Below are 26126 nucleotides of genomic sequence, written 5' to 3'. Positions count from 1 at the left end.
ATGTTCGCCATGGTGACCACCGTGATCCTGTACGTCGGCGGGTTCGTCTTCCTCTACGGGGTGATCCGGCTCGCGATCCGGCACGCGCTGGAGGAGATGGAGGTGCGCCGGATCCAGGCCGAGCGCGCCGCGGAGCTGGCCGCCCACCGCGACCGCACCCTGCTCCGCGAGAACGGCTTCCTCACCGGCAGCTGAGGTGTAAGGAAGGGCCCCTTATTAACGCCTGCGGTAGAGGAAGGGTCCCTCGTTAACACGACCGTCGGCACCGCCGGTCGGTGGGCGGTTCCCCATCACGGGTGCGAGGATCGCACCCGTGATGGGGACGCTGAAGACCGAATCTGCCCGTACCCGCCCGGACCTGCTCGCCGCGCCGGTGGCCGCCGCCCTCGCGCAGTGGCCCGCCGACGCTCCGGTGGACGTCGACGACGTGCTGGCGGCGCCGATCGACGCCGATCTGGCCGACACGGCGGCGTTCTGCGAGGCGTACGACGTGGGCCTCGACGTGTCGGCCAACTGCGTGGTGGTCGCCGGCAAGCGCGAGGGCCTCGTGCGCTACGCGGCCTGCGTCGTGCTCGCGACCACTCGGGCGGATGTGAACAACGTGGTCCGGCGGGCGCTCGACGTGCGCAAGGCGAGCTTCGCCCCGATGGCCGACGCGGTGGAGTCGACCGGCATGGAGTACGGCGGCATCACGCCCATCGGCCTGCCCGAGGAGTGGCCGATCCTGGTCGACGCGCGGGTGATCGCCACCCCGCATGTGATCATCGGCTCCGGAGTGCGGCACAGCAAGATCGCGCTGCCCGGCCCGGCGCTCGGTGCGCTACCGAACGCCCGCGTGCTCGACGACCTGGCCCGACCCGCCTGAGCGGCGGGCGACCGCCGCGTAGGCCGAAGACGATCATCGATACCGTTGCACGTGAAACATGATGATCATCAATTGACTGAGGTCTCGCCGGCCTCGCGGCGGCGCACCTCCTCGAGCGCGGCGACGAGGGTCTCCGGCTCCTGGGCGCCGGTGACGGCGTACTTCCCGGCCAGCACGAAGGTCGGGACGCTCGTGACGCCGAGCTGCCGCGCGTCGGCCAACTCGGCACGGACCTCGGCGACCCGCTCGTCGGAGTCGAGGAAGGCGCGCGCCTCGGCCGCGTCCAGACCGGCTTCGCCGGCGAGCGCGGCCAGCGTGTCCCGCGACCCGATGTCGACGCCGTCGGTGAAGTGCGCGCGGAAAAGTGCGTCCACCGTCTCACCGGCCCGACCACGGTCGGTGGCCCAGGAGATCAGCCGGTGCGCGTCGAAGGTGTTCGCGGCCAGAGCATGGCCGAAGTTCAGCGTCAGACCCGCACCCGCGGCCACCCCGGTGACGTGGGCGGCCATCTGCTCCGCCCGGGCGCGGCCGCCGAACTTGTCCGCGAGCGCGTCGATCAGCGGACGGGACTCCGGCACCGGCGTCGGGTCGAGCTGGAAGGGCCGGTAGCGGACCGTCACGTCACCGTCGTACGACGCGAGGGCCTGCTCCAGCCGGCGCTTGCCGATGTAGCACCAGGGGCACACCACGTCGGCGTAGATCTCGATCTCCATGCCCGGTGACAACTCCCCGGTCAGCTGCTCTGTTCCCGGACCTGGCGCTTGAGCCGGGCCAGGATCGCGGTGCCGCCCCGTACGCGCAGCGGGCTGATCGCGTGGGCGAGCCCCATCCGCTGGTAGAGGTCGTCGGGAACGGCCAGCACCTCCGCCGGCGTGGCCCCGGCGAGCCCCTCGGCGAGGATGCCGGCGAACGCGCGGGTGGTGGGTGCCTCGGGCGGGCAGTCGAACAGCGTCTCGACGGTGCCCTCCGGGGTCACCCGGGCACGCAGGAAGAACGCCGTCTGGCACTCCGGCACCTGCTCCATGCCCTCCCGGTCCGCCCGCTCGGGCGGCAGCAGCGGGATGACGTCGGCGTACTCCAGCAGCATCTCCAGCACGACGTCGCGGGGTGCGGCGGCGAACTCGTCGACGATCTCGGCCAGCCGGGTCGGCATCTCGGGCATCCCGCCAGGCTACCGCTGGCGACTGCGTCCGACGGGAGGTGTTAAGAAGGGGCCCTTCCTCTACCGGAGGCGTTAACAAGGGGCCCTTCCTTACACCGTCGGCGCCTGCTCGCTGATTTGGCCGAGGGCGGACTGGGGGTCGAGCTGCATGGCCAGGTCACCGAGGGAGACGATGCCGACCAGCTTCCGCTCGCTGTCGCAGACCAGCACCCGCCGGACACCCCGCTCCCGCATCAGCGCCGCCGCCTCACCCGCCGTGCAGTTCTGCTCGATCATCACGACCTCGCGGGTGATGATCGACCCGATGGTCGTGACGGCCGGGTCGCTGCGCTCGGCGACGGCCCGCACCACGATGTCGCGATCGGTGAGCATGCCGGCGAGGGTGGCCCCCTCGGTGACGACCACGTCGCCGATGTCGGCCTCCTTCATCACCTTCGCCGCCTCGTCCAGGGTGGTCTCCGTCGGCAGGTAGATGACCTGCTTCGTCATCACGTCGCTGACCTTGTAACCGGCCATGGGAGCCCTCCAGTAACGATCCACCCGATCGGGGTGCGGTACCCCGTGACGTCTCGACTACACCACACGCATGTCGGCGGTGAGGCGTTCGACCAGACCGTCCATCGGCAGCTCGGTGCGCTCGCCGGTGGCCCGGTCGCGCAGCTCGGCGTACCCGTCGGCGAGACGGCGGCCGACCACGACGGTGCGCGGGATGCCGACCAGCTCCGCGTCGGTGAACTTCACCCCGGCGGAGACGTGCGTCCGGTCGTCGACCAGCACGCGCAGGCCGGCGGCGGCGAGGCGTCCGCCGAGGTCGAGCGCCGCCTCCAGCTGCGGGCCCTTCCCGGCCGCCACCAGGTGTACGTCACACGGCGCGACCGCCGCCGGCCAGACGAGACCGCGCTCGTCGTGGTGCTGTTCGGCGATCGCCGCGACCGCCCGGGACACCCCGATGCCGTAGCAGCCCATCGTGGGCCGCACCGGCTTGCCCTCCGGCCCGAGCACGTCCACCGCGAAGGCGTCGGTGTAGCGGCGGCCGAGCTGGAAGATGTGCCCGATCTCGATGCCCCGGCGCAGTGTCAGCTCGCCGGTGCCGCAGGCCGGGCACGGGTCCCCGGGCCGGACCTCGGCCGCCTCGATCGTGCCGTCGGGCACGAAGTCCCGGCCGCAGACGACGTTCGTGGCGTGCCGGCCCGGTTCGTTGGCGCCGGTCAGCCACGCCGTGCCGGGCACCACCCGCGGGTCCACCAGGTACCGGATGTCGAGCTTCGCCATGACCTGCGGCCCGATGTAGCCGCGGACCAGCTCCGGCTGGTCCGCCCAGCCGTCGAAGACCGCGACGGTGGCCGGTGCGAGCGCGGCGTCGACGCGCTTGAGGTCCACCTCCCGGTCGCCGGGCAGCCCGATCACCAGCAGCTCCGGCTCGGCACCGGGCCGGCGGACGGTGAGGACGACGTTCTTGAGGGTGTCGGCGGCGGTCCAGTCGGCACGGCCGGCGAGGCGGCGGTCGTTGGCCAGGTCGACCAGACTGGCGATCGTGGGCGTCTCCGGCGTGTCGTGCACCGCCGTGGCCGGCTGCGTGTCCGGGTCGCCGGCCGGCGGGGCGGGCGTGGTGACCGCCTCGGTGTTCGCGGCGTAGTCGCATGCCGTGCAGCCCACGTACGTGTCCTCGCCGACCTCCGCGGCGGCCAGGAACTCCTCCGAGGCCGAGCCGCCCATCGCGCCCGACATCGCGTGCACCACCGTGTACCCGAGGCCGAGCCGGTCGAACACCTTCCGGTACGCCTCCCGGTGCCGGTCGTACGCCGCCTGCAACCCGGCCTCGTCCAGGTCCAAGGAGTACGCGTCCGTCATCAGGAACTCGCGCCCGCGCAGCAGGCCGGCCCGGGGCCGGGCCTCGTCGCGGAACTTCGTCTGCACCTGGAACAGCGTCACCGGGAAGTCCCGGTACGAGGTGAACAGGTCCTTCACCAGCAGCGCCGCCAACTCCTCGTGGGTGGGGGCGAGCAGGTGGTCGGCGCCCCGCCGGTCGGCGAGGGTGAAGATGTCGTCGCCGTACTCCGTCCACCGCCCGCTGGTCCGGTACGGCTCCGCCGGCAGCAGCGCCGGGAAGTGCACCTCCTGGTCACCGATCGCGAGCATCTCCGAGCGGATCACCTCGGTGACCCGGTCGAGGACGAGCTTGCCCAGCGGCAGCCAGGTGTAGCCGCCGGGGGCGGCGCGCCGGATATAGCCGGCGCGGAGCAGCAGTCGGTGGCTCGGCACCTCCGCGTCCGCCGGGTCCTCGCGCAGGGTCCGGAGCAGCAGGGTCGACATCCGTAGCAGCATTGCCGCAGCGTACGGCCATGCCTTCCAGTGCGGCGATCCGATTTGTCGGCCCGCCGGAAATTGCTCGTCCCGCGGGGCAACCATGCCCGCGCGGGGCGACGTCTGGGGAGGCATCACGATGATGCACCACCTGACCCCAAGGATCGGCCCGTGTGGACCCTCAGCTGAGTGAGTTCGACTCGTTCGTCCGGACGCGCACGCCAGCGCTGCTGCGTTCGGCCTACCTTCTGACCGGTGACCAGCACCTGGCCGAGGATCTCGTCCAGTCGGCGCTGGCCCGGACCCACCGGTCGTGGAACCGGCTGCACCACAGCGGGAACGCCGAGGCGTACACCCGCAAGACCATGTACCACCTTCAGGTCTCCTGGTGGCGGCGTCGCAAGGTGGCCGAGTCGATGCCGGGTGATCTGCCCGAGCCACGCGGAGGCGACTCGGCCGCCGACCACGCGCAGCAGACCACCCTGCGGCTCACCCTGCGAGCCGCGCTGGCCCGGCTGTCCGCCAAGCAGCGCGCCGTGCTGGTCCTGCGGTTCTTCGAGGACCGCACCGAAGCCGAGGCCGCCGACCTGCTCGGCGTCACCGTCGGCACCGTGAAGAGCCAGACCTCGAAGGCCCTGGCCAAGTTGCGCGCCGTCGCACCCGAGCTCGCCGAGCTGTACGTCCCGGAAGGGAGCGCCCGATGAACCACGACCGTCTCCGGATCGACCTCGCCGACCTGGCCGAGGAGGTCACTCCGGTCGACCTGCGCGACCGCGCCCTGCGTACCTCCCGCCGGCTCGGCATCCAGCGCGCGATCGCCACGTCCGCCGCGGCCTTCGTGATGGTCGGCGCGGCCACCGGCACGGCGTTCGCGCTGATCCCGCGCGGAGACGCCCCGGCTCCGATCCCGGCCGACAGCCCGTCCGTCATCGTCACGCCGTCGCCGGCCGACCCGTCGCCGACCGCAGCGACGTCCGCCGAGCCGGCGGTCCTCGCAGGGACCCGTTACTACCTGGGCATGACCGACGGTGAGGCCCGCGTTCACGCCGTCCGCGGTGCGACCGACACCGTGCTCGCCCGCGTGCCGTACTCGGACAACGACCCGTGCACCCGGAACAGCATCACGATCTCCCCGGATGGTCGGCGTCTCGCCTGGGTGGTGGCCACGGACCGGGACCGGGGGCTCGGCACCCTGGTGACCGCCGGCATCGACGGTTCGAACAAGCGGAACTTGGCGGCCGACATCAACTGCTTCGGCCCCACCGCGCTGGTGTGGCAGGGCGGTGATCTGCTGATGGTCGGTAGGCAGCCGACGCGCGAGTCCGTGCAGTACGACGTGCGTACCGGGAAGGTCGTCCTCGGCCCGCTCGATCCGATCCTGCGCCGATGGTCGGCCGACGGCCGCTACCTGGCGGCGGAGAGCACGGACGGTCAGCCCTTCGTGGACGGCCCGGGCGTCCACCGCAACTACAACTACACCCCGCCGGCGGACGATGCCGCCAAGTGGGGCGGTTGGGAGGCCCGCAGCGTGTCGATGGACGGCCGGTACGTCGCGGTCGGCTGGATCGGCACCGACGTCTCCCGGGAGGACGGCAGCTTCGCCGTGGTCGACACGACCACCGGCAAGGAGGTCGACCTGCCGGGCGGGGACGGCATCCGGAGCATCATGTTCACCGCCGACAACAAGGTGCTCGTCCGGCGGGCGACCGGCATCAGCGTCCTGGACAGCACGTTCAAGCCGCTCGGCACGGTTACCGAACCGGCCGCGCTCGGTGACCTGACGCTGCTGGCGTACGCAGCCTGAATCAGGACGATCCCAGGCCCGAGCCCGGAGCCGTCGCGTCACGGGGCGCGACGGCTCCGGCACGTCCGGGCCTCGTCAGCCGTTGGGGCGGCGAGCGCCGGCGAACATCTCCTGGATCCAGTTCGGGTACGCCGGCGGCAGCTTGCTGACCTCGTCCAGTTCGCTCAGGTCCTGCGCGGTGAGCACCAGGCCGCTCGCGCCGATGTTGTCGGTGAGCTGGTCGATCCTCCGGGCTCCCACGGTGACACTGGTGACCGCCGGCTGCGCCAGCAACCAGGCGATCGCGATCCGGGCCGGGCTCACGTCGTGCCGTGCCGCCACCGCCCGCAGCACGTCGACCACGTCGTGGCCGCGCTCCCGGTCGATGGGCGGGAAGTCCGGGTAGCCCGGGGCGGCTCGGCGGGTCTCGCCGGTCGCGCCCTCCCGGCTGATCTTTCCGGACAGGAAGCCGCCGGCCAGCGGGCTCCAGACGAACAGGCCCACACCCTCAACCTGGGCCATCGGCACCAGGTCGCGTTCGGCATCCCGGCCCACCAGCGAGTAATAGGACTGCAGCGACACGAACCGGTTCAGGTTCCGCGCGGCGGACACGCCCAGCGCCTTGCTGACCTGCCAGGCGGCGAGGTTCGCGGCGCCGATGTAGCGGACCTTGCCCTGGCGTACGGCGTCGTCGAGGGCGGCCAGCACTTCCTCGAACGGAGTGAACTGGTCAAAGTTGTGCAGCTGGTAGAGGTCGATGTGGTCGGTACCCAGTCGGCGAAGGCTCGCCTCCAGCGCCTGCATGACGTGCAGTCGGGACCAGCCGGCGTCGTTCGGACCAGGGCCGGTCGGGGAGTGCACCTTGGTGGCCAGCACCACGTCGTCCCGCCGGTGGCGCAGCGCGTGACCGAGCAGTTCCTCGCTCTCGCCGTTGCTGTAGACGTCGGCGGTGTCGATGAGGTTGACGCCGGCGTCCAACGCCGCGGCCACCATCCGGTCGGTCTCGTCGCGGCCGAGCCCACCGAGCGCGCCGTAGATCGGATCGCCCGAGCCGCCGAAGGTCATCGCCCCGAGCGAGATCTCGGAGATCCACACGCCGGTGTTGCCGAGGAGTCGGTACTTCACGTCAGCTTCCTTCCTGCGGATCCGACCTGGCCGTTCGTCGTCGGACAGCTTGTCGGACGATATGTCGGACAGTGTGTCCGGCAAGCTTAGCCGCTGGTGGCCGGGCCGACGAGTTCCCCGCCTACCATCTGCGTATGCCATCCATCACTCGGCGACCGTCCGGCGGTGCGGACCGCCGGCTCTCGGTGGAAGCCCGGATCCTGGCCACCACCGAGCGACTGCTCGCCGAGGGCGTGAGCTTCACCGAACTGGGCGTGCAGCGCATCGCCGCGGAGGCGGGCGTCGCCCGGTCGACCTTCTACGTGCATTTCGCGGACAAGACCGAGCTGCTGATGCGACTCGCCGAATCGATCAGCGCGGCGTCCTTCGACATCTCGGCCGCCTGGCAGCCCGAGGCCGGCGACGGTCTGGACAAGCTGGTCGAAACCTTCCGCCAGGTGATCCGGATCTACCGGGACCGTGCGACGGTGCTGGCCGCGATCAGCGAGCTGTCCGCGTACGACCCGAGGGTGCGCGAGTTCTGGAATGCCCGACTCGACCGGTTCACCCGTAACGCTGCACAGCTGATCCTGGCTGAGCAGGAGCGCGGCCAGGTTCCGAGGGACCTGGACGCCGTCGAGGCAAGCCGGCTGATCGTCGTCGGCGGGGACCGGTTCCTCGCCCATCACATCGCGGTCGACGACGGCTCCGGCGACGCCGCGGCAGCGCGCGAACTAGCGGCGACCTGGTGGTACGGCGTCTATCGCCGACCCGCGTGAACCCCGGCTCGCGTTCCTACCGGCTCGGGTCGGTGAGCAGCAGGGGCGAGGTGATTGCGAGGTCGGTCAGTACCGGTGCGCATTTCGTGGCACTTTATGCCTGTTTCGCCACGTTCGACCTATTTGACTTGTCGGGTAAGGCGTCGCCGTTTTTATAGGCGGGACTGGCGTTCCTTACCGCAGCATCTCGGACGGTGTGCCCCGATTCCGTCAAGAGTCGACCAACCGGGCGAATTCGGCCGGATTCGCGCGGCCCACCCTCTTTGCTGCTCGTTGTCTCCGATGTCAAACACGACGACACGGGGGATTACATGAGCAGTACCTCAGCGCCACGCAGATTGGCGAGTGTCTCTACGCTGGTGGCTGCCTTCGCGCTGCTGGCCGGCGCCCTGCTGTTCGCCGGCGCCTCGCCGGCCGCCGCCGACGAGGCAAGCCCGAGGCTGAAGCTGACCAAATCCGGCAGCCCCGACAAGAACGTGAAGGCGGGGCAGGAGGTCACCTACACGTACACGGTGAAGAACGAAAGCACCGGCAGGAAAGACGAACCGATCACACACATCAGGATCAAGGACGACACGGTCACCGGGATCACCTGCGAGGACACCTCGCTCAAGCCGGGATACAGCACCACCTGCACGGGCACCTACACCGTCACCGAGGAGGACGTGAAGCACGGCAAGATTGTCAATACCGCGCACGCGATCGGGTGGTTCTGCGAGGAGAAGGTGCGGTCCAACGAGGCGACCTTCACCGTCACCACCAAGCCCAAGAAGCCGGTTCAGGCCAGCCTGTCGATCGACAAGAAGGCCCGGGTCGACTCGGACTGCCGTAAGAAGTGCGAGAACGACGGCTACGCGGCCAAGGGTGACAAGATCTTCTACACCTACCGGGTGACCAACACCGGCAACGTCACCATCTCCGATGTCGCCGTGTACGACCCGAAGGCCGGACCCGTGAAGTGCCGGACCACCACGCTGGCACGGGGCACGAGCACCGACTGCCACGCCGTCAAGCCGTACGTGGTGACCTGGTCCGACGTCAAGCACGGCAAGGTGGTCAACACCGCCCGTGCGACCGGCAGGTTCTACGACGAGAAGATCGTCTCCGACCCGGCCACCGTCACCGTCTGCATCCGGCACGGCAAGTTCGACCACCGGAAGCACGACGACAAGGACGATGACAAGGACGACAAGGAACTGCCGGTTACCGGTGACGAGACCATCGGCGCCCTTTCCCTGGGTGGAGGCCTGCTGGCCGCCGGCGGCCTGCTCCTCGGAGCCAGCCGGCTGCGCCGGCCGTCGCTCTTCCGGGGCTGACACAGAGGACGACGGGCTCCAGGGCCGTGCCGGCCCCGGAGCCCGTCGTCGCTGGTCGGTCGGTCTCGCCATCGGCGGTTCGGCCAGCTCATCGAGCATGCAGACGATGTCAACGACGGCGTTCTCGCTCACGCCGCCGGCGAATCAGAGGCGCTTGGCGCGGGCGATGAAGGTGCGCCAGGTCTGCGGGGTGAAGGTGAGGACCGGGCCGGCCGGGTCCTTGCTGTCCCGGACGCCCACGACGCCGGGCAGATTGTCGGCCACCTCGACGCACTCGCTGTTGCCGCTGCGGCTGGACTTGCGCCAGGTCGCGCCGGTCAACTCCATGACGTCATCACTTCCTTCATCAGTTCGACCGACTGGCGGTGGGGCAGAGCCTCGCTGCGGACGCTCTCCCACCTCGCCAGCAGGATAGACACGTCTTCATCTTTGTCGATCGATGTGCCGCCGAGCTGGTGCTCCAGGTAGCCGACCCAACCGCCGTCCTCACTCCGCGCGAGGGTGAACGGTCCCGCCAGGCCGACGTGGGAACTGATCTCGGTCGGTATGACGTGCACGCTCACCTGCGGGCGTTCGGCGCAGTCGAGCAGGTGCGCGATCTGCTGGATCATCAGGCCCCGGAAGCTCTCGTCGGCCCGGCGGAGCACGCTCTCTTCGAGCACCGCGACGAGCTGGGGCGGCTGCGGTTGGTCGAGGATGGACTGTCGATCCATCCGGACCGCCAGCCGCTTCTCCACCTCACCGTCGCTCAGCATGCCGTCCGCCCGGATTACCGTGCGGCCGTAGTTCTCGGTCTGAAGTAGGCCGGGAATCAGCGTCGGGTGGTAGCAGCGGAGTTGCCGGGCGTCCCGCTCAGCCTCCAGCCAGGGGCGGAACCAGCTCGGTTGGCCGGCGCGCTCGGCCATCTTCAGCAGGGACGTCAGTAGACCTCCGGTGTTCAGCACCTCGTCGGCCCGCTTGAGGAACAGCCGGTCCAGCGGTCGCTGGCCCAGCTCCAAGGCCGACACCTGCGAACCCGAGTAGTGGACCAGCTTCCCGAACTCCTCCTGACTCAGCTCGGCGTTGACCCGTAGCCGCCGCAGTTGGGTCCGGATCAGCTCCGAGGTCGGCTCAGCTTCCACAGCTCCTCCACGATCTCCCAGACGTCTCAGGAACGGTCCCGCCGGGCGACCCCGCCGCCCGGACCTCGCCACACCGACCGTCGATGCCTTCCGACCGTAGTCGCGTCCTCACCACACTGTCACGCGACGAGTTTCGCCCTGGCAGACAAAGGAGTGGTGATGAGTGGTGGTCTGCCCGTACCCCGGCTGGGGCCGCACCCGGACCGGCCCCGCGCCTATCCGGCGGACCGCACGCCCCACCTGCCGATCCGCCCGCTGTGGGTGTGCCGGGCGTGCGGGGCACCGTGGCCGTGCGCGGAGGCCCGGCTGCTGCTCAGGATCGAGTACGGCGACCACCCGGTCGACCTGGCGATCTACCTGTCCGGCCTGTACCACGAGGCGACGCACGACCTGTTCCGGCTGAACCCGCACGACGGCCCTACGCCGCGGGAGCTGTTCGAGCGCTTCGTGGCGTGGGGTCCCTACCGCCGGCCGGCCGTCGACCCGCCGCCGCGATGACGTCCGCCACGTTCCGGTGCCGGTCGACACCGGCCGTCGCCTGCGGTGCGAAACTACCGCTGTTAAGAAGGGGCCCTTCCTCTACCGGAGGCGTTAGCAAGGGGCCCTTCCTTACGACCGGAGGGAGCACGGGTGGGCTGGCGCAGTTTCGTCGCGGTCGGGGACAGCTTCACCGAGGGGATGGACGACTCCTACCCGGACGGCACCTACCGGGGCTGGGCCGACCTGGTCGCCACCCGGCTCGCCGTCGAGGCCGGCGCGGACTTCCGGTACGCGAACCTCGCCATCCGCGGCCGACTCTTCCCCCGGGTGGTGGACGAGCAGGTGCCCACCGCGCTGGCCATGAAGCCCGACCTGATCAGCTTCGCCGCCGGCGGCAACGACGTGCTGCGCCGCACCTTCGACCCGGACAGCCTGCTCGCGCGTTTCGACGACGTGGTCGGGCAGCTCCGGTCCGGCGGCGCCGACGTGATCCTCTTCCGGTTCGCCGACGTGATGGCCCGGCTGCCCGGGCAGCGGCTGGTCGCTCCCCGGGTGCAACTGCTCAACCGGGCGGTCGGCGAGACCGCCGAGCGGCACGGTGCCATCCTGGTCGACCTGTACGCCGACGACACGTACCTGAACCCGTTGCTGTGGAGCACCGACCGGCTGCACCTGTCGTCGGCCGGGCACCGGCGGGTGGCCGCGCAGGTGCTCACCGCGCTCGGGGTGGGCTGCGACGAGGAGTGGCTGCTGGTCCCCGAGCGCCCCCTGCCGAAGCCGTGGCTGACCGCCCGCACCGACGACCTCCGCTGGGCCGCCCGGCACCTGGCCCCCTGGCTCAAGCGCCGCCTCACCGGCCGCAGCTCCGGCGACACGGTGACGGCGAAGCGCCCGACGCTGGCCCCCGTGACTGACTGACCCCCGCGACCCGGCCCCGCCCACCCGTCCCCCGCCCGGGGTCACGGGGTCAGCCGGGTCCAGGCCCGGATGGGGCCGGGGCCGACCCCGAGGAAGGTCGCCGTCGGGCCGGTCAGCACGATCGTGTCGTCGGCCAGCACCTCCACGGTCGGGGCGTCGCTACCGTCCGCCCGCGCCGAGCCGCCGAGCTCGGGTATGGGCGTGTACCTGCCGTCGCGCACGTAGCCGCCGCCACCGTAGGCGCTGCTGACCGGCAACAGCCCACCGTTGGCTGCGGCGACCGAGAACGTGTCGTCGGGCAGCCCTGGACCCTCCTGCCAGCTGTCACCGACCAGCCGCCACACCCGATTCCAGTCGGTGACGTCGAACGCCGACTGGTGGTCGTTGACGCTGACCAGCCAGACGTCGGCGCCGTCCGGGGAGACCAGCAGGCGGTTGGCCCCGCTCACTGCCGGGAGCTTCCGCCAGCTGGTCGCCCTGTCGGCGCTGACCACGACGGTCAGCCGGTTCCCGTCGCCGACGGCCAGCCACAGCCGGCCGTCGCCACCCTCGACGAGGTGTCGGGCGGTGTCCGCGCTCAGGGTCACCGGGGGTTGGGTGGGCGCGCCGCCCGCACCGACCCGGGCCAGCTCCTGCCGCGGGCAGCGGGGTGTCCCGGGATCGCCGGGACAGCGGATTACGAATCCACTGCGGGTCGCCAGGGCGAGCTGGGCGGTGGTGGGCGGATTGCCGGCGGGGTGCTGGGTGAACGACGCACCGCCGTCCGTGGTGACCAGGTAGCCGTACTCGAAGTAGATGACCAGCCGTTGGCTGTCCACCGGCAGCAGGCTCACGGCTGCCGGACCGCTCGGCTCGGCGCCGCCCACCGGCAGCGCCACCTCCCGCCAGGTGGCGCCACCATCCGTCGTACGGCCGAGCGCCCGCTCGCAGCCGCCGGCCCCGGAGTCCGCCGCGTTGCAGGTGTCGAAGAACGCCCAGCCGTGCCGGGCATCGGCGAACCGCAGCTGCCGCAGCTCACCGGCCACCCCGGGCAGTGCCACCCGCCGCTGGACGGGGTTGTCGTCGGGCGACGGGGACACCGACGGGCTGGGGGTCGGGACGGGTGAGACCTCGTCCCCGTTCCGGCCAGCGACCGCGTACGCCCCCGCGGGGCCGGCCAGGAGCAGCGTCACGACACCGGCCAGCAGACCGCGCCGGCGGCGCTGTCGCTCGCGCAGCCGGCGTTGAGCGTCGGGTACGCCGGGCGGCCGGAAGGTCGGCAGAGCCTGCGCCTCGAACTCGGCGAACAGCTCATCGAGGTTCTGCTCACGCACGGTGGGCCTCCTCCCGCTCGGTGAGGTGGCGGGCCATTGCCGTCCGGCCCCGCGACAGCCACGACTTGACGGTCCCCTCCGGCACACCCACCTGGTCGGCGATCTCGGCGACGGTGAGGTGGGCGAGGTGATGCAGGACGACCGCCCGCCGCTGGTTGGCCGGCAGGGTGGCGAGCGCCGCCATCAGCACCACCCGGTCCGGCCCGGGCCCGGCCACGTGCTCCTCCCGCTGCCGGGCAAGGTGACGGAGTTGGGTGCGGACCCGGCGCAGCCGGCTGGTGGCGAGGTTCCAGGCCACCCGGCGCACGAAGGCCGACGGATCGTCGTACTCGCCGACCCGGTCCCAGCGCTCCAGCGTCCGGCAGAACGCCTCCTGCGTGAGGTCCTGCGCCTCCGCGTGGTCACCGAGGTACGCGTAGAGCTGCACCGCAACGCGGTGGAAGTGCGCCTGGTAGAACTCGGTGAAGTCCACCGGCGGTGGGGCGGCCCCGGAGCGTGGCCCTTCAGTCATGTCGGTCCTCGGTGTCGGCGGGTCTCGCCACTGTCACGCGTCACACGTCGCATCCGCTGCACCCGATTTCCGATGGCGGGTCGGCAAGGTGGGAATCGGCGTACCTTGGGGATCATGTCTGTGCCGAGCGATCCTGATCCCCGACTCCGGTCGTACGCGGACCCGCAGAAGCTGGTCACCACCGGGTGGCTGGCGGAGCACCTGGGCGACGAGGGGCTCGTCGTCATCGAGTGCGACGAGGACGTGCTGCTCTACGACACCGGTCACATCCCCGGTGCCATCAAGGTCGACTGGCACCTGGAGCTGAACGACCAGGTGACCCGCGACTACCTGGACGCCAAGGGCTTCGCCGAGCTGTGCGCGGCCAAGGGCATCGGCCGCGACGACACCGTGGTCTTCTACGGCGACAACTTCAACTGGTGGGCCGCGTACGCCCTCTGGGTCTTCTCGCTCTTCGGCCACCCGGACGTGCGGCTGCTGGACGGGGGCCGGCAGAAGTGGATCGCCGAAGGGCGCGAGGTGACCCGCGACAAGCCGACCCGCCCGCGGGCGGAGTACCCCGTTCCGCAGCGGGACGACGCGCCGATCCGGGCGTACCGCGAGCAGGTCATGGCGCACATCGCCGCCGGCCGGCCGCTGGTCGACGTGCGGTCGCCGGGTGAGTACACCGGCGAGATGCTGCACATGCCCGACTACCCGCAGGAGGGCGCGCTGCGCGGCGGGCACATCCCCGGCGCGGTGAACAAGCCGTGGAAGTCGGCGGCGAACGACGACGGCACCTTCAAGTCGCCCGACGAGCTGCGGGCGATCTACGCCGACCAGCTCGGGTTGGACGCGGACGACGACATCGTCGCGTACTGCCGGATCGGCGAGCGGTCCAGCCACACCTGGTTCGTGCTGCGACACCTGCTCGGTTACCGGCAGGTCCGCAACTACGACGGCTCGTGGACCGAGTGGGGCAACCTGGTCCGGGCCCCCGTCGTGAAGGGCGACCAGCCCGGCGGCCTGGCGAGCTGACCGGCGTTAAGAAGGGTCCCCTGTTCAACGCCAGGCGTTAACAGGGGGCCCTTCCTTTCTGCAAGGTTGGGTGGTCAGCCAGGCCGGCCCCGAAGGTAGCGCTGGATGGTCGGTCCCACCCACGCCACCACCTCCGCCCGGTCCATCTCGACCACGGGTGGCAGCCGGACGATGTAGCGGGTGAACGCGAGGCCGAGGATCTGGCTGGCCACCAGGCCGGCCCGGCGGGCGGTGGTCTCCGGGCCGGCGCCGAACGTGGCGACGGCCTCGGTGAGCTGGTCGGCGAAGATGCCGCGGATCCGCTCGGCCGCGCCCGGGTTGGCGCTCGCCGCCCGCAGCAGCGCCGCGAGGGTCTCGTCGCCCTCCCAGCGGTCGAGGAAGTGGCGCACCAGCGCCTCGCCGAACCGGTCGGGCGGCACCCGCGTCAGGTCGGGCAGGCGCAGGTCGAACTCGGCCGCCGCCGCGAACAGCCCCTCCTTGCTGCCGTAGTACCGCATCACCATCGACGGGTCGATGCGCGCGTCGGCGGCGATGGCCCGGATGGTGGCCCGGTCGTACCCGTCGGCGGCGAAGCGGGCCCGGGCGGACCGCAGGATCGCGGCCCGGGTGGCGTCGGAGCGGCGGGGGCGGGTAGGCGCTGCCTCGGTCATGCCCACGACCGTATGCCAACACTTGTTGACACGCCAGTGTGAGGTGACCTAACGTTGCCTACACATGTTTGCCAACATGCGTTGGCATTGATGATCGCGGAGGTGCCGGATGCTGCCGACCGAGACGGACGTGCTGGTGGTGGGGGCCGGGCCCACCGGGCTGACCGCCGCGCTCACGCTGGCCCGGCGCGGGGTGCCGGTGACCGTGGTCGACCGGCTGGCCGAGCCGCCGGTGACCTCGCGGGCGGCCGTCGTGCACGCGTACACCCTGGAGGAGCTGGACCGGATCGGCGCCGGCGCCCCGCTCGTGGCACGCGGGGCGCGGGCGCCGGAGTTCACCGTCCAGGACCGCGACCGGGTGCTGCTCCACGTGCCGTTCGGCGACCTGCCGTCCCGGCACCCGTACGCGCTGATGGTCTCCCAGGCGGTGACCGAGGAGGTGCTGACCACGCTGCTCGCCGCCGCCGGCGTGCCCGTGCTGCGGCCGTACGAGATGACCGGCCTCGACCTCGGCGGGCCCGGCGCGGTCGCCACCTTCGCCGGCGGTGCGACGGTCCGCGCCCGGTACGTCGTCGCGGCGGACGGCATGCACAGCACGGTCCGCGATCTGGCGGGCATCGGCTTCCCCGGCCCGGACCACGGGACGGAGTCGTTCGTGCTCGCCGACGTCCGGGTGTCCAGCGCGCTGCCACGCGACCGGGCGACACTCTTCCTCGCCCGGTCCGGCCCGCTGATCTGGGCGCCGCTGCCCGGTGGGGTGGTCCGGCTCGTCGCCGCCGTCCCGGAGGCACCGGCCGACGCCGACGTGGGGTACCTCCAGGGCCTGCTCGACGAGCGCGGCCCGGCCCGCCGCCCGGACCGGGTGACGGAGGTGCTCTGGTCGTCCCGGTTCCGCCTGCACGAGCGGATCGCCGACTCCTTCCGGGCCGGTCCGGTGCTCCTCGCCGGTGACGCCGGGCACGTGCACAGCCCCGCCGGCGGGCAGGGGATGAACCTGGGCGTCGTCGACGCGGTCGACCTCGGCGGCACCCTCGCCGACGTGCTGGCCGGCGGCCCCGACACGCTGCTCGACGGCTACGCGGCCCGGCGCCGCCCGATGGCCGAGGACGTGGTCTCCTTCGCCGCCGGGCTGACCCGGCTGGCCACCCTGCCGCCCGCCGCCCGCCCGGCCCGCAACCTGCTGCTGCGCCTGCTCTCCGCGCTGCCTTCGGCCCGCCGCCGGATCGCCCTGCGCCTCTCCGGCCTCGCCCACCGCCCGGCGGGCGGGTCCCGGAGCCCGGGCCGGGGCCGCGTCTCGCCGGCACGAGATCCGGGGGACACGCAGTAGGCTGCGCCGATGGGGCAGGTGTGGCGGGACTGGGGTGCCGTCCTGACCGCCACGGCGATCGGCCTGCCGGTGGTGGTGGCGTTCGTCGCCGTGCTCGCCCGGCTCCGGCGGGACGCTCCGACGCGCGGTGAGGCGTGGGGGCGCAGCGTCGCCGAGGTCGGCGCGGTGGCCGGCACCCTCCCCTGGGTCTGGATGATCCTCACCCCGCGCGACGAGCCCCGCGGGCTCGACCTGGTGCCCCTGCGCGACCTGGCCGACCTGCTCACCGCAGCCCCGGCCACCGTCGTGGTCCAGGTGGTCGGCAACCTGCTGGTCTTCGCCGCGTTGGGTTTCTTCGCCCCGGTACGCGTACCCGCGCTGGCCGGCGCCGGCCGGCTCTTCCTGCTGGGCGCCGCCTGCTCGGTGCTGGTCGAGTCGGCGCAGTACACCCTCGACCTCGGCCGGGTCACCTCGGTCGACGACGTGCTGCTCAATGCGGCCGGGGCGGCGCTGGCCGGGCTGCTCTCGCGGCCGTGGTGGGCCGCCCGCCGTACGGTCGCCACGGGTGCCGCCGTGCCGGCCGGATGTGAGCAACCGGCCGGTAACCACGCCTCCACCTGAGGCGGCGCGCGGTCTACGCTTGCCCGGTGACGGTGGAGCAGCAGGCGCGGGGCGCGACGAACGGCGGCACGGGTTCGGGCCGGCGCCGGTCCCGCAAGGACGAGATCCTGGAGATCGCGGTCGGGCTCTTCGCCGCCCGCGGCTACCACGGCGTCTCGATGGACGACATCGGCGCGGCCGCCGGGGTCACCGGTCCGGCGCTCTACCACCACTTCGCCGGCAAGGAGGCGATGCTCGTCGCCGCGCTGATCCCGGTCAGCGAGGGGCTGCTCGCCGGTGGTCGGGAGCGGTCCGCCGGCCACCCGGACGACCCGCGCGGCGCGCTCGAGTCGTTGATCGACTTCCACGTCGACTTCGCGCTGGCCAACCCGGCCGTGATCGCCCTGCACCTGCACGAGCTGGACCGGCTGCCCGACGAGCCGCGCCGCCGGATCCGCCGGCTCCAGCGCCTGTACGTGGAGGAGTGGGTGACCGTGCTGACCGCGCTGCACCCGGGCATGCCCGACGGTGAGGCGCGCGTGCTCGCCCACGCGGCGTTCGGCCTGATGAACTCCACCCCGTTCCTCGGCGGCGAGGTGGACCGGCAGCGCCGGGCCGAGTTGCTGCGCGGCGCGACGCTGGCCGCCCTGCTCGCCCCCACCGCGCACTGAGCGCTCGCGCGGTGGCGTGACGTCCGCACTCAAGCGACTCGTCAGTAACCGGGGCGGCGTGGTTTCCTTAACCTTCGTTAAGCCTGGGACGCTGGAGGAGACATGATCGAGTCGCTGCTGGTCGCCAATCGGGGCGAGATCGCCCGCCGGATCATCCGTACCGCCAAGCGGCTCGGGGTTCGCGCGATCGCGGTGCACTCGGAGGTCGACGCCGGCCTGCCGTTCGTGACCGAGGCGGACGAGGCGGTCTGCGTGGGTCCGGCCAATCCGGCCCAGAGCTACCGCCACACCGAGGCGATCCTCGCCGCCGCCAAGTCCACCGGCGCGCAGGCGATCCACCCCGGCTACGGCTTCCTCTCCGAGAACGCCGAGTTCGCCCGTACCGTCGAGGCGAGCGGCCTGATCTGGGTCGGGCCCGGCGCGGACGCGATCACCGCGATGGGCGACAAGATCAACGCCCGGAACCTGATGGCGGCGGCCGGGGTGCCGGTCGCCCCGGGCACCACCGACCCGGCGGCCGACCTGGACGCGGCGGTCGCCGCGGCGGCGGAGATCGGCTACCCGGTGATGGTCAAGGCCGCGGCCGGCGGTGGCGGCATGGGCATGGGCGTGGCCGTCGACGAGGCCGCGCTGCGCACCGAGTACGACAAGGTGCGCTCGTTCGCCGAGCGGATGTTCGGCGACGGCTCGGTCCTGATCGAGCGGTACTTCCCCCGGGTGCGCCACGTCGAGGTGCAGATCCTCGGCCTGGCCGACGGCCGGGTGGTGGCCCTGGGCGAGCGCGAGTGCTCGGTGCAGCGGCGCAACCAGAAGCTGGTCGAGGAGTCGCCGTCCCCGGCGGTGTCGCCGGAGCTGCGCTCGCGCTTCCTGGCCGCGGCGGTGCGCGCCGGTGAGGCGGTCGGGTACCGCAACGCGGGCACGGTCGAGTGCCTGCTGGTCCCGCGCCAGCGGGACCTCGCGGTGGACGGTCCCGCCGCCGACGAGTTCTTCTTCCTGGAGATGAACACGCGCCTCCAGGTCGAGCACCCGGTGACCGAGCTGGTCTACGGCGTCGACCTGGTCGAGGAGCAGTTGCGGGTGGCGGCCGGCCTGGCGCCGACCTTCGACCCGGACGCGCTCACGCCGCGCGGCCACGCGATCGAGCTGCGGATCAACGCCGAGGACCCGAAGCGCTTCCTGCCCGGCCCGGGCGCGATCACGACCTGGGTCGAGCCGGCCGGTGAGGGCGTACGGGTCGACTCCGGGTACGTCGCCGGCAACACGGTCACCCCGTTCTACGACAGCCTGATGGCGAAGCTCATCGTGAGCGGGGCGACCCGCGCGGAGGCGATCGAGCGCGCGAAGGCCGCGGTCGCGCAGTTCGAGCTGTCCGGCCCGAAGAACAATCTCCCCTTCTTCGCCGAGCTCCTGGAGAACGAGGAGTTCCGCTCCGGCGACTACGACACCGGCATCGTGTCCCGCATGCGCTGACCCCGGGGCTTCTCTGCGTCGATCATGAGGTTAGCGGGCTCGTACGCCTGATTTGTCCCCGCTAACTTCATGATCAACACTGGCGGGTCGGTGGGATGACATGCTGGTGGTGTCAGGGCCGGTGGTGTCACAGTGGGGTGATCGCTTATGGCGGGGATGCTGGAGTTCGTGTCCGTCCGGGAGGTCGGGCCGCGGGACGGGTTGCAGAACGAGGAGCCCATCCCGACCGACGCGAAGGTGCGGCTGCTCGACGCGCTGTCGCGGACCGGGGTCAGGCGGATCGAGGCGGTGTCCTTCGTGCATCCGAAGGCGATCCCGCAGATGGCCGACGCCGACGAGGTGTGGCAGCGGGCCGCCAAGGTCGACGGGGTGCGCTACTCGGCGCTGGTGCCGAACACGCGGGGCGCGCAGCGCGCCCTGGCCGCCGGCTTCACCGAGATCGAGGTGGTCGTCTCGGCGAGCGACACGCACAACCGGCGCAACGTCAACCGGTCCACCGAGGAGTCGCTGGACGACATCGCGGAGCTGATCGACCTGCTGCACGGTGCCGGTGCGCGGGCCGAGGTCATCATCGCGACGAGCTTCGGCTGCCCGTACGAGGGGGACGTCGACCCCGCCCGCGTGGCGGGCATCGTGGACCGGGTGGTCCGCGACGGCGCCGACCGGGTGGCCTTCGGTGACACCACCGGCATGGGAACGCCGCGCCGGGTTCGTGAGCTGCTGACGGCGGTACGCGACCGGAACGCCCACATCCCGGTGCTGCTGCACTTCCACAACACCCGGGGCACCGCCCTGGCGAACCTGCTGACCGCCCTCGAACTGGGTGTCACCGAGTTCGACGCCAGCGTCGGCGGCCTGGGTGGCTGCCCGTACGCGCCGGGGGCCAGCGGCAACCTCGCCACCGAGGAGGCGGTGCACATGCTGCACGACATGGGCATCGACACGGGGATCGACCTGGACGCCCTGATCGAGGTCGCCGAACTCGCCGAGGAGCTGACCGGAAAGCGTCTCCCGTCCGGCGTCCTCCGCGCCGGCCCCCGCACCCGCCTGACCCCAAAACCAGCCTGACCCCCCACCCAGCCTGACCCCAAGGGGTGCCGTGGGGTGCCGAGGTGGTCGCCAGTGCGCTAACCTAACGATCGTTCAGGTCGGATGGCGCGCTCACGAGGCGCGTGCGCGGCGGGCAAGGGGGAGCGCTGTGACGCTCGACGGTGAGGCACTGGAGCAGCTGCGCAAGCGCGCCAAGGCCGGCGGTGCGGACAAGTACCACGCGGCCAACGCCGCCAAGGGCAAGCTCTTCGCCCGGGAGCGGGTCGCGCTCCTGGTCGACGCGGGCTCGTTCGTCGAGGACGGCCTGTACGCCAACGCGCTGGCCGAGGGCCTGCCCGCCGACGGTGTCGTCACCGGCACCGCCACCATCGACGGCCGGCCCGTCTGCCTGATGGCGAACGACTCCACGGTCAAGGCCGGGAGCTGGGGCGCCCGGACCGTCGAGAAGATCATCCGGATCATCGAGCGGGCGTACACCACCGGCGTGCCGATGGTGTACCTGGTCGACTCGGCCGGCGCCCGGATCACCGACCAGGTCGAGCTGTTCCCCGGCCGCCGGGGCGCCGGGAAGATCTTCTGGAACCAGGTCCGCGCCTCCGGCTCGATCCCCCAGGTCTGCGCGCTGTTCGGGCCGAGCGCGGCGGGCGGGGCGTACATCCCGGCGTTCTGCGACGTGGTCGCCATGGTCGACGGCAACGCCAGCATGTACCTGGGCTCCGACCGCATGGTCGAGATGGTGACCGGCGAGAAGACCACCCTGGAGGCGATGGGCGGCGCCAAGGTGCACTGCGCCGAGTCCGGCGTGGGGCACTTCCTCTGCAAGACCGAGGCCGAGGCGCTCGACGTGGTCAAGCGCTACCTGTCGTACCTGCCGGCGAACTGGACCCAGCAGCCGCCCACCGCCCCCGCCGAGGAAGCGCCGGAGAAGGCCGACCTGGCCGCGCTGGTCCCGGCGAGCGAGCGGCAGGCGTTCGACATGCGGCGGTACGCGAAGGGCCTGCTCGACGAGGGCAGCTTCTTCGAGATCCAGGCACTGTGGGCCAAGGAACTGACCATCGGCTTCGGCCGGCTGGACGGCGAGGTCGTCGGCGTCGTCGGCAACAACTCGATGTTCAAGGGCGGCGTGCTCTTCGTCGACTCGGCCGACAAGGCGACCCGGTTCGTGCAGCTCTGCGACGCGTTCAACGTCCCGCTGCTGTTCCTCTCCGACGTGCCCGGGTTCATGGTCGGCAGCGCGGTGGAGAAGCAGGGCATCATCCGGCACGGCGCCAAGATGATCACCGCGATCTCCGAGGCGACCGTACCCAAGATCTGCGTCGTGGTCCGCAAGGCGTACGGCGCGGGCCTCTACGCGATGGCCGGCCCCGGCTTCGAGCCGGACGCCACGATCGCCCTGCCCACCGCGAAGATCGCGGTGATGGGCGCCGAGGCGGCGGTCAACGCCGTCTACGCCAACAAGATCGCGGCGATCGGGGACGAGGCCGAGCGGGCCGCGTTCGTGGCCGCGAAGCGCGAGGAGTACGAGCGGGACATCGACATCGTCCGCCTCGCCAGCGAACTGGTGGTCGACGCGATCGTCGAGCCGCACGAACTGCGCGCCGAGCTGATCCGGCGATTCACCGCCGCCCGCGGCAAGGAGCGGCACTTCTCCCGGCGCCGGCACGGCGTCACCCCGGTCTGAGTCCGCCGCCCACCCGGCCGGCGGCGGCCCGCCACCGCACCGACCCGTCCCGGCGTCACGAGCGCCCGGCGGCCCTTCCACACCAGGAGGAACCCATGGACTTCCGGCTCACCGACGAGCACGAGGCGCTGCGGCAGAGCGTGCGGGACTTCGCCCGCGAGGTGGTCGCGCCGGTCATCGCCGAGCACTACGAGCAGCACACCTTCCCGTACGAGGTGGTCCGCCAGATGGGGAAGATGGGCCTGTTCGGGCTGCCCTTCCCGGAGGAGCACGGCGGCATGGGCGGCGACTACTTCGCGCTCTGCCTGGCCCTGGAGGAGTTGGCGCGGGTCGACTCCAGCATGGCGATCACCCTGGAGGCGGCGGTCTCGCTCGGCGCGATGCCGATCTTCAGATTTGGTACTCCGGAGCAGCAGGCGCAGTGGCTGCCGAAGCTGTGCAGCGGTGAGGCGCTGGCCGCCTTCGGCCTGACCGAGCCGGGCTTCGGCTCGGACGCCGGCGGCACCCAGACGCGGGCGGTGCTGGACGAGACGACGAACGAGTGGGTCATCAACGGCTCGAAGGCGTTCATCACCAACTCGGGCACCGACATCACAGTCCTGGTCACCGTCACCGCGGTCACCGGCACGAACCCGGACGGCTCGAAGGAGCTGTCCACGATCATCGTGCCGTCCGGGACGCCCGGTTTCACCGTCGCGCCCGGCTACTCCAAGGTCGGCTGGACCGCCTCGGACACCCACGAGCTGACCTTCGACGACTGCCGGGTGCCGGCGGCCAACCTGCTCGGTGAGCGCGGCCGTGGCTTCGCCCAGTTCCTGCGGATCCTCGACGAGGGCCGGATCGCGATCGCCGCGCTCGCCGTCGGTCTCGCCCAGGGCTGCGTCGACGAGTCCGTCAGGTACGCGAAGGAGCGTCACGCCTTCGGCCGGCCGATCGGCAACTACCAGGCGATCCAGTTCAAGATCGCCGACATGGAGATGAAGGCGCACACGGCCCGGCTGGCGTACTACGACGCCGCGGCCCGGATGCTCGCCGGGGAGCCGTTCAAGCGCCAGGCCGCGATCGCCAAGTTGCACGCCAGCACCATCGCCGTCGACAACGCCCGCGAGGCGACGCAGATCCACGGTGGCTACGGCTTCATGAACGAGTACCCGGTGGCCCGGTTCTGGCGGGACTCCAAGATCCTGGAGATCGGCGAGGGTACGTCCGAGGTGCAGCGCATGATCATCGCGCGTGATCTCGGCATGTGACGGACACCACCGGGCCCGGCCTTTCCGGTGGTCGGGCCACCTTGCGCGCCGGCGTTGCTGTCGGATATCCGCAGCGGGGGGTCGGCAGGACGACGATCCGCTGTCGGCGGTCGGACGTCGTCCGTACCCTTCCTGCCCATGACCCCGGAGCATGATCGTTCGCCGAGACCGGGCGGCCTCACCGGGCTGCCCGACCTGCTCCGCGGACACCGGCTCGCCGCCGGCCTCACCCAGGCCGAGTTGGCGTCCCGGGCCGGCATCGGCGTACGCACCGTTCGTGAGCTGGAGCGCGGCCGCTCCCTTCGACCGCAACGCACGACGGTCGAGCTGCTCGCCACCGCGCTCGGGCTGGCCGAGCCGGCCCGCTCGGCGTTCCTCGCCGCGGCCCGCCCGGTGCCGGCTCCCCGGTCGGCCACGGCCGAGCCGCCACCGGCCCGCCACGACGACACCGGCGCAGCCGCACCGGTCGCGCTGCCACCTGCCGCCGAGCTGATCGGCCGGGAACGCGACGTGGCCGAGCTGGTCAAGATGCTCACCGACGAGCCGGCGCCCCGGCTGGTCAGCCTGGTCGGGCTGGCCGGGGTCGGCAAGACCGCACTGGCCCTGGCGGTCGCCCACGCGGTGGCCGGGCGGCACCCGGGCGGCGTGGCCGGGGTGTTGATCGGGGAGGGCTCGGACGCGGCCGACGTGCTCGCCGCCTCGATCGCGGTCTTCGAGGTGGCCCGCCTCCCCGACCTGGCCGTACGCCTCGCCGGCCGGCCGGCGCTGCTCCTCATGGACGCGGTGGAGCGGGCCCCCGACCCGGTCGCGGAGACCGTGCGCCGGCTCGCGGTCGCGGTGCCGTCGCTGCGGGTGCTGGTCACCGGCCGGCACCCGGTCGGGTTGCGCGGCGAGCGGGTCCGCCCGGTCGCTCCGCTGGACGTCCCGCCGCCCGGCCGGGACCATGCCGGGCCCGACGCGCTCACCGGCTACCCGGCGGTCGCGCTGTTCGCCGCCCGCCTCGCCCAGGTGCGCCCCGACCCGCCGACGCCGGCCGAGCTGCCGGCGATGGCACGGCTGGTCCGCCGCCTCGGTGGGCTGCCCCTGGCCATCGAGCTGATGGCGGCGCGGGGCCGCGTCCTCGACCTCAACGAACTGCTCGACCGGTACGGCGACCGCGTCCTGGACCTGGCGACCTCCTCCGGGGCGGCCGAGCGGCCGGGCTGGAACGCCACCGACCCGGCCGTGGCCGAGACGCTCCGGGACGCCGTGGCGACCAGCTACCTGCTGCTCGCGCCGGAGGAGCAGGCCGCCCTGCGGCGGCTCGCCGTCTTCGGCAACCGCTGGTCCATCGAGCTGGCCGAGGAGGTGCTCGCCGATGACGTTGATCCGGCGGGAGTCGTCCCGGATCCGGTCCCGCTGCTGGACCGGCTGCTCCAACTGGGGCTGCTGAGCGTACGCGGCAGCGGGCCGTTCCGGTTCCGGCTGCTCGACGCCGTGCGGGACTTCGCCGCCGAGCAGGCCGCCGGCGCGGGGGAACTCTCCTGCGTGCGCCGGCGCCACGCCCGCGCGATGGCCCGGCTGGTGACCCGTACGGCGCCGGAACTGGTCGGCGTCCGCCTGACGGCGGCGGTGCACCGGCTCGACGAGGTGAGCGGTGACATCAGTTCCGCGTTGGCGCACGCCGCCGTCGACGACCCGGTGACCGCACTGCGGCTGGCCGCCGGGCTGTCCCGGTGGTGGCGCTTCCGGGGCCGGGACGTCGCCGGCCGGCGGTGGCTGCGGCGGCTGCTCGCCGATCCGCGTACCGCCGACGCCGACCCGGTGCTGCGGGCGTGGGCGTCCCTGGGGGTGGCCCGGCTGGCCGCCGAGCACGGCGCCGGGGGCGAGGAGATGCCGTCGGCCCGGGCGGCGCTGGCCGCTTTCCGCGAGGCGGGCGACGTCACCGGCGAGTTGGAGGCGCGGACGGTCCTGTGCGCGCTGCTGATCGGCACCGGCGGTCACGACGAGGCGCGGGAGCAGGCCGAGGCGGTGCTGGCGCTCGCCACCCGGCACGGGCGGACGCGGGACATGGCGGTGGCGCAGAACAACCTCGCCTGGCACGGCATCCGGGTGGGTGATCTCGTGGCCGCCCGACGGCGGCTGGCCGCGGTCGACCGGCTGGCCACGCAGTCCGGTGAGCAGCGGCTGCGGGTGCTCGCGCAGGCGAACCTCGCCGAGGTGGCCCGCCTGGAGGGCCGGTACGCCGACGCGGTCGACCGGGGCCGGCGGACGCTGTCGGCGTTGACCGGCCTGGGTGACCCCGGCCACCGCCGCCGGGTGCTGGGCACGGTCGGGTTGGCGTTGGCCCAGGACGGGCGGACGGCGGAGGCTGCGGAGGTGCTGGCCCAGCTGCGGCCGGCGGGCGTGGCCGGGACCGGTCCGGGTGCGACGTACGGGCCGGCCGGTGGGCCGGGGCGGGCGGCCGCGGGGCCGGGGACGGTCACCGGTCCGGCGGACGGCATCTGCGCCTTGATCGAGGGCAATCTGGCGCTGCACCGGGGTGACCGGGAGCTGGCGGCCGAGTGGTTCGCCGCCGCGGCCGAGGCCGCCGCCGACGGCCAGGACCGTCGTGACCTGGTGGAGGCGCTGGTGGGGCTGGCGGCCAGCACGGCGGACCCGGCCACGCTGGACCGGCTGGACGAGGTCTGCCGCAACGGCGGTGTGCGACTGCTGCCGCACGAGGAGCAGTTGCTGTACGCCCTCGCGGCGGCCCGGGCGAAGTAGTGCCCCGGAACCGTGGGACCGGGACCGGGG

27 protein-coding genes are annotated in these 26126 nt (G+C 72.3%); 17 read left to right on the top strand and 10 right to left on the bottom strand.

Translation table 11 applies throughout. From position 1 onward, the window contains the following. Together GKC29_RS04210 and GKC29_RS04205 are read left to right on the top strand one after the other, a co-directional pair. Window positions 1–195 (top strand): hypothetical protein, encoded by a 195-nt coding sequence (locus GKC29_RS04210; RefSeq protein ID WP_155329574.1) that lies wholly within the window; start codon window positions 1–3, stop codon window positions 193–195. Window positions 196–316: 121 nt separating this feature from the next. Then, a complete protein-coding gene (locus tag GKC29_RS04205) occupies window positions 317–865 on the top strand; it encodes a YbaK/EbsC family protein (protein ID WP_155333973.1) in 549 nt (182 codons plus the stop codon). Window positions 866–933: 68 nt separating this feature from the next. Here GKC29_RS04205 and GKC29_RS04200 read toward each other — a convergent pair whose 3' ends face one another. The 4 genes from GKC29_RS04200 to GKC29_RS04185 all read right to left on the bottom strand — a co-directional run bounded on the left by GKC29_RS04200 (window position 934) and on the right by GKC29_RS04185 (window position 4352). Beyond that, the gene (locus GKC29_RS04200; protein ID WP_155329573.1) at window positions 934–1578 is read right to left on the bottom strand and encodes a DsbA family protein; all 645 of its coding nucleotides are present in this window, start codon (window positions 1576–1578) and stop codon (window positions 934–936) included. A gap of 20 nt (window positions 1579–1598) precedes the next feature. Continuing rightward, window positions 1599–2027, bottom strand: coding sequence for a SufE family protein (locus GKC29_RS04195; RefSeq protein ID WP_155329572.1), 429 nt, complete (start codon window positions 2025–2027; stop codon window positions 1599–1601). Between the two features lie 90 nt (window positions 2028–2117). After that, complete coding sequence (locus GKC29_RS04190) at window positions 2118–2543, bottom strand: CBS domain-containing protein (protein ID WP_155329571.1); 426 nt, start codon at window positions 2541–2543, stop codon at window positions 2118–2120. Between the two features lie 57 nt (window positions 2544–2600). Further along, window positions 2601–4352, bottom strand: a complete 1752-nt coding sequence (locus GKC29_RS04185; protein WP_155329570.1) for a proline--tRNA ligase — start codon at window positions 4350–4352, stop codon at window positions 2601–2603. 152 nt (window positions 4353–4504) lie between these two features. Between GKC29_RS04185 and GKC29_RS04180 the strand changes: the two genes are divergently transcribed. Then, entirely contained in the window at window positions 4505–5035 is a 531-nt protein-coding gene (locus tag GKC29_RS04180) for a SigE family RNA polymerase sigma factor (RefSeq protein WP_155329569.1), read from the top strand. Then, the gene (locus GKC29_RS04175) at window positions 5032–6135 is read left to right on the top strand and encodes a WD40 repeat domain-containing protein (RefSeq protein ID WP_155329568.1); all 1104 of its coding nucleotides are present in this window, start codon (window positions 5032–5034) and stop codon (window positions 6133–6135) included. Before GKC29_RS04180 ends, GKC29_RS04175 begins: the two co-directional genes overlap by 4 nt. A 75-nt stretch (window positions 6136–6210) precedes the next feature. Here the strand turns inward: GKC29_RS04175 and GKC29_RS04170 are convergent, their stop codons facing one another. After that, complete coding sequence (locus GKC29_RS04170) at window positions 6211–7239, bottom strand: aldo/keto reductase (RefSeq protein ID WP_155329567.1); 1029 nt, start codon at window positions 7237–7239, stop codon at window positions 6211–6213. Window positions 7240–7373: 134 nt separating this feature from the next. Between GKC29_RS04170 and GKC29_RS04165 the strand changes: the two genes are divergently transcribed. Beyond that, window positions 7374–7997 (top strand): TetR/AcrR family transcriptional regulator, encoded by a 624-nt coding sequence (locus GKC29_RS04165; protein WP_155329566.1) that lies wholly within the window; start codon window positions 7374–7376, stop codon window positions 7995–7997. A gap of 194 nt (window positions 7998–8191) precedes the next feature. Further along, on the top strand, window positions 8192–9313 hold the full coding sequence (locus GKC29_RS04160; RefSeq protein ID WP_196255802.1) for an LPXTG cell wall anchor domain-containing protein: 1122 nt from the start codon (window positions 8192–8194) through the stop codon (window positions 9311–9313). Between the two features lie 144 nt (window positions 9314–9457). Here GKC29_RS04160 and GKC29_RS04155 read toward each other — a convergent pair whose 3' ends face one another. Further along, a complete protein-coding gene (locus tag GKC29_RS04155) occupies window positions 9458–9640 on the bottom strand; it encodes a DUF397 domain-containing protein (RefSeq protein ID WP_155329564.1) in 183 nt (60 codons plus the stop codon). Then, window positions 9631–10434: a helix-turn-helix transcriptional regulator gene (locus GKC29_RS04150; RefSeq protein ID WP_155329563.1), complete on the bottom strand. Its 804-nt coding sequence runs from the start codon at window positions 10432–10434 to the stop codon at window positions 9631–9633. The genes GKC29_RS04155 and GKC29_RS04150 overlap by 10 nt, the downstream gene beginning before the upstream one ends. Before the next feature lie 159 nt (window positions 10435–10593). Here GKC29_RS04150 and GKC29_RS04145 point away from each other — a divergent pair, with 159 nt between their 5' ends. Continuing rightward, on the top strand, window positions 10594–10932 hold the full coding sequence (locus GKC29_RS04145) for a hypothetical protein (protein WP_155329562.1): 339 nt from the start codon (window positions 10594–10596) through the stop codon (window positions 10930–10932). Window positions 10933–11064: 132 nt separating this feature from the next. Continuing rightward, window positions 11065–11832: an SGNH/GDSL hydrolase family protein gene (locus tag GKC29_RS04140; protein WP_155329561.1), complete on the top strand. Its 768-nt coding sequence runs from the start codon at window positions 11065–11067 to the stop codon at window positions 11830–11832. 41 nt (window positions 11833–11873) lie between these two features. Here the strand turns inward: GKC29_RS04140 and GKC29_RS04135 are convergent, their stop codons facing one another. Both GKC29_RS04135 and GKC29_RS04130 read right to left on the bottom strand, forming a co-directional pair. Continuing rightward, window positions 11874–13145, bottom strand: coding sequence for a hypothetical protein (locus tag GKC29_RS04135; RefSeq protein WP_155329560.1), 1272 nt, complete (start codon window positions 13143–13145; stop codon window positions 11874–11876). Next, complete coding sequence (locus tag GKC29_RS04130) at window positions 13138–13656, bottom strand: RNA polymerase sigma factor (protein ID WP_155329559.1); 519 nt, start codon at window positions 13654–13656, stop codon at window positions 13138–13140. Before GKC29_RS04130 ends, GKC29_RS04135 begins: the two co-directional genes overlap by 8 nt. 114 nt (window positions 13657–13770) lie before the next feature. Between GKC29_RS04130 and GKC29_RS04125 the strand changes: the two genes are divergently transcribed. Next, window positions 13771–14673, top strand: coding sequence for a sulfurtransferase (locus GKC29_RS04125; RefSeq protein ID WP_155329558.1), 903 nt, complete (start codon window positions 13771–13773; stop codon window positions 14671–14673). Window positions 14674–14747: 74 nt separating this feature from the next. On the opposite strand, the gene GKC29_RS04120 is transcribed toward GKC29_RS04125, so the two are convergent. Continuing rightward, window positions 14748–15323 (bottom strand): TetR family transcriptional regulator, encoded by a 576-nt coding sequence (locus GKC29_RS04120; protein ID WP_196255801.1) that lies wholly within the window; start codon window positions 15321–15323, stop codon window positions 14748–14750. A gap of 109 nt (window positions 15324–15432) precedes the next feature. On the opposite strand from GKC29_RS04120, the gene GKC29_RS04115 reads away from it, so the two are divergent. The 8 genes from GKC29_RS04115 (at window position 15433) to GKC29_RS04080 (ending at window position 26096) form a co-directional block, all read left to right on the top strand. Next, a complete protein-coding gene (locus tag GKC29_RS04115) occupies window positions 15433–16650 on the top strand; it encodes an FAD-dependent oxidoreductase (protein ID WP_155329556.1) in 1218 nt (405 codons plus the stop codon). Between the two features lie 9 nt (window positions 16651–16659). Then, a complete protein-coding gene (locus GKC29_RS04110) occupies window positions 16660–17250 on the top strand; it encodes a VanZ family protein (RefSeq protein WP_155329555.1) in 591 nt (196 codons plus the stop codon). Window positions 17251–17276: 26 nt separating this feature from the next. Beyond that, the gene (locus GKC29_RS04105; RefSeq protein WP_155329554.1) at window positions 17277–17900 is read left to right on the top strand and encodes a TetR/AcrR family transcriptional regulator; all 624 of its coding nucleotides are present in this window, start codon (window positions 17277–17279) and stop codon (window positions 17898–17900) included. Between the two features lie 102 nt (window positions 17901–18002). Further along, complete coding sequence (locus GKC29_RS04100) at window positions 18003–19370, top strand: acetyl/propionyl/methylcrotonyl-CoA carboxylase subunit alpha (RefSeq protein WP_155329553.1); 1368 nt, start codon at window positions 18003–18005, stop codon at window positions 19368–19370. Window positions 19371–19526: 156 nt separating this feature from the next. Continuing rightward, window positions 19527–20438 carry a hydroxymethylglutaryl-CoA lyase gene (locus GKC29_RS04095; RefSeq protein WP_155333972.1) on the top strand — a complete coding sequence of 304 codons (912 nt, stop codon included), beginning with the start codon at window positions 19527–19529 and terminating at the stop codon, window positions 20436–20438. 130 nt (window positions 20439–20568) lie between these two features. Next, the gene (locus GKC29_RS04090) at window positions 20569–22101 is read left to right on the top strand and encodes an acyl-CoA carboxylase subunit beta (protein WP_155329552.1); all 1533 of its coding nucleotides are present in this window, start codon (window positions 20569–20571) and stop codon (window positions 22099–22101) included. A 95-nt stretch (window positions 22102–22196) separates the two neighbouring features. Next, window positions 22197–23351, top strand: coding sequence for an acyl-CoA dehydrogenase family protein (locus GKC29_RS04085; protein ID WP_155329551.1), 1155 nt, complete (start codon window positions 22197–22199; stop codon window positions 23349–23351). A gap of 138 nt (window positions 23352–23489) precedes the next feature. Further along, complete coding sequence (locus GKC29_RS04080) at window positions 23490–26096, top strand: helix-turn-helix domain-containing protein (protein WP_155329550.1); 2607 nt, start codon at window positions 23490–23492, stop codon at window positions 26094–26096. Window positions 26097–26126: the final 30 nt, after the last annotated feature.

This window comes from Micromonospora sp. WMMC415 (assembly GCF_009707425.1).
Classification (GTDB): Bacteria; Actinomycetota; Actinomycetes; order Mycobacteriales; family Micromonosporaceae; genus Micromonospora.
The sequence above is the reverse complement of the archived record's forward strand: the minus strand, read 5'-3'. Positions and strand labels throughout refer to the sequence as shown.

What these genes read in the sequence shown, in the direction of transcription:
- GKC29_RS04080 (WP_155329550.1), top strand. Translation starts at nt 23,490, where the DNA reads ATGACCCCGGAGCATGATCGTTCGCCGAGACCGGGCGGCCTCACCGGG.
- GKC29_RS04120 (WP_196255801.1), bottom strand. Translation starts at nt 15,323, where the DNA reads ATGACCGAGGCAGCGCCTACCCGCCCCCGCCGCTCCGACGCCACCCGG.
- GKC29_RS04210 (WP_155329574.1), top strand. Translation starts at nt 1, where the DNA reads ATGTTCGCCATGGTGACCACCGTGATCCTGTACGTCGGCGGGTTCGTC.
- GKC29_RS04165 (WP_155329566.1), top strand. Translation starts at nt 7,374, where the DNA reads ATGCCATCCATCACTCGGCGACCGTCCGGCGGTGCGGACCGCCGGCTC.
- GKC29_RS04195 (WP_155329572.1), bottom strand. Translation starts at nt 2,027, where the DNA reads ATGCCCGAGATGCCGACCCGGCTGGCCGAGATCGTCGACGAGTTCGCC.
- GKC29_RS04100 (WP_155329553.1), top strand. Translation starts at nt 18,003, where the DNA reads ATGATCGAGTCGCTGCTGGTCGCCAATCGGGGCGAGATCGCCCGCCGG.
- GKC29_RS04125 (WP_155329558.1), top strand. Translation starts at nt 13,771, where the DNA reads ATGTCTGTGCCGAGCGATCCTGATCCCCGACTCCGGTCGTACGCGGAC.
- GKC29_RS04115 (WP_155329556.1), top strand. Translation starts at nt 15,433, where the DNA reads ATGCTGCCGACCGAGACGGACGTGCTGGTGGTGGGGGCCGGGCCCACC.
- GKC29_RS04155 (WP_155329564.1), bottom strand. Translation starts at nt 9,640, where the DNA reads ATGGAGTTGACCGGCGCGACCTGGCGCAAGTCCAGCCGCAGCGGCAAC.
- GKC29_RS04205 (WP_155333973.1), top strand. Translation starts at nt 317, where the DNA reads ATGGGGACGCTGAAGACCGAATCTGCCCGTACCCGCCCGGACCTGCTC.
- GKC29_RS04110 (WP_155329555.1), top strand. Translation starts at nt 16,660, where the DNA reads ATGGGGCAGGTGTGGCGGGACTGGGGTGCCGTCCTGACCGCCACGGCG.
- GKC29_RS04085 (WP_155329551.1), top strand. Translation starts at nt 22,197, where the DNA reads ATGGACTTCCGGCTCACCGACGAGCACGAGGCGCTGCGGCAGAGCGTG.
- GKC29_RS04200 (WP_155329573.1), bottom strand. Translation starts at nt 1,578, where the DNA reads ATGGAGATCGAGATCTACGCCGACGTGGTGTGCCCCTGGTGCTACATC.
- GKC29_RS04130 (WP_155329559.1), bottom strand. Translation starts at nt 13,656, where the DNA reads ATGACTGAAGGGCCACGCTCCGGGGCCGCCCCACCGCCGGTGGACTTC.
- GKC29_RS04095 (WP_155333972.1), top strand. Translation starts at nt 19,527, where the DNA reads ATGCTGGAGTTCGTGTCCGTCCGGGAGGTCGGGCCGCGGGACGGGTTG.
- GKC29_RS04175 (WP_155329568.1), top strand. Translation starts at nt 5,032, where the DNA reads ATGAACCACGACCGTCTCCGGATCGACCTCGCCGACCTGGCCGAGGAG.
- GKC29_RS04190 (WP_155329571.1), bottom strand. Translation starts at nt 2,543, where the DNA reads ATGGCCGGTTACAAGGTCAGCGACGTGATGACGAAGCAGGTCATCTAC.
- GKC29_RS04145 (WP_155329562.1), top strand. Translation starts at nt 10,594, where the DNA reads ATGAGTGGTGGTCTGCCCGTACCCCGGCTGGGGCCGCACCCGGACCGG.
- GKC29_RS04185 (WP_155329570.1), bottom strand. Translation starts at nt 4,352, where the DNA reads ATGCTGCTACGGATGTCGACCCTGCTGCTCCGGACCCTGCGCGAGGAC.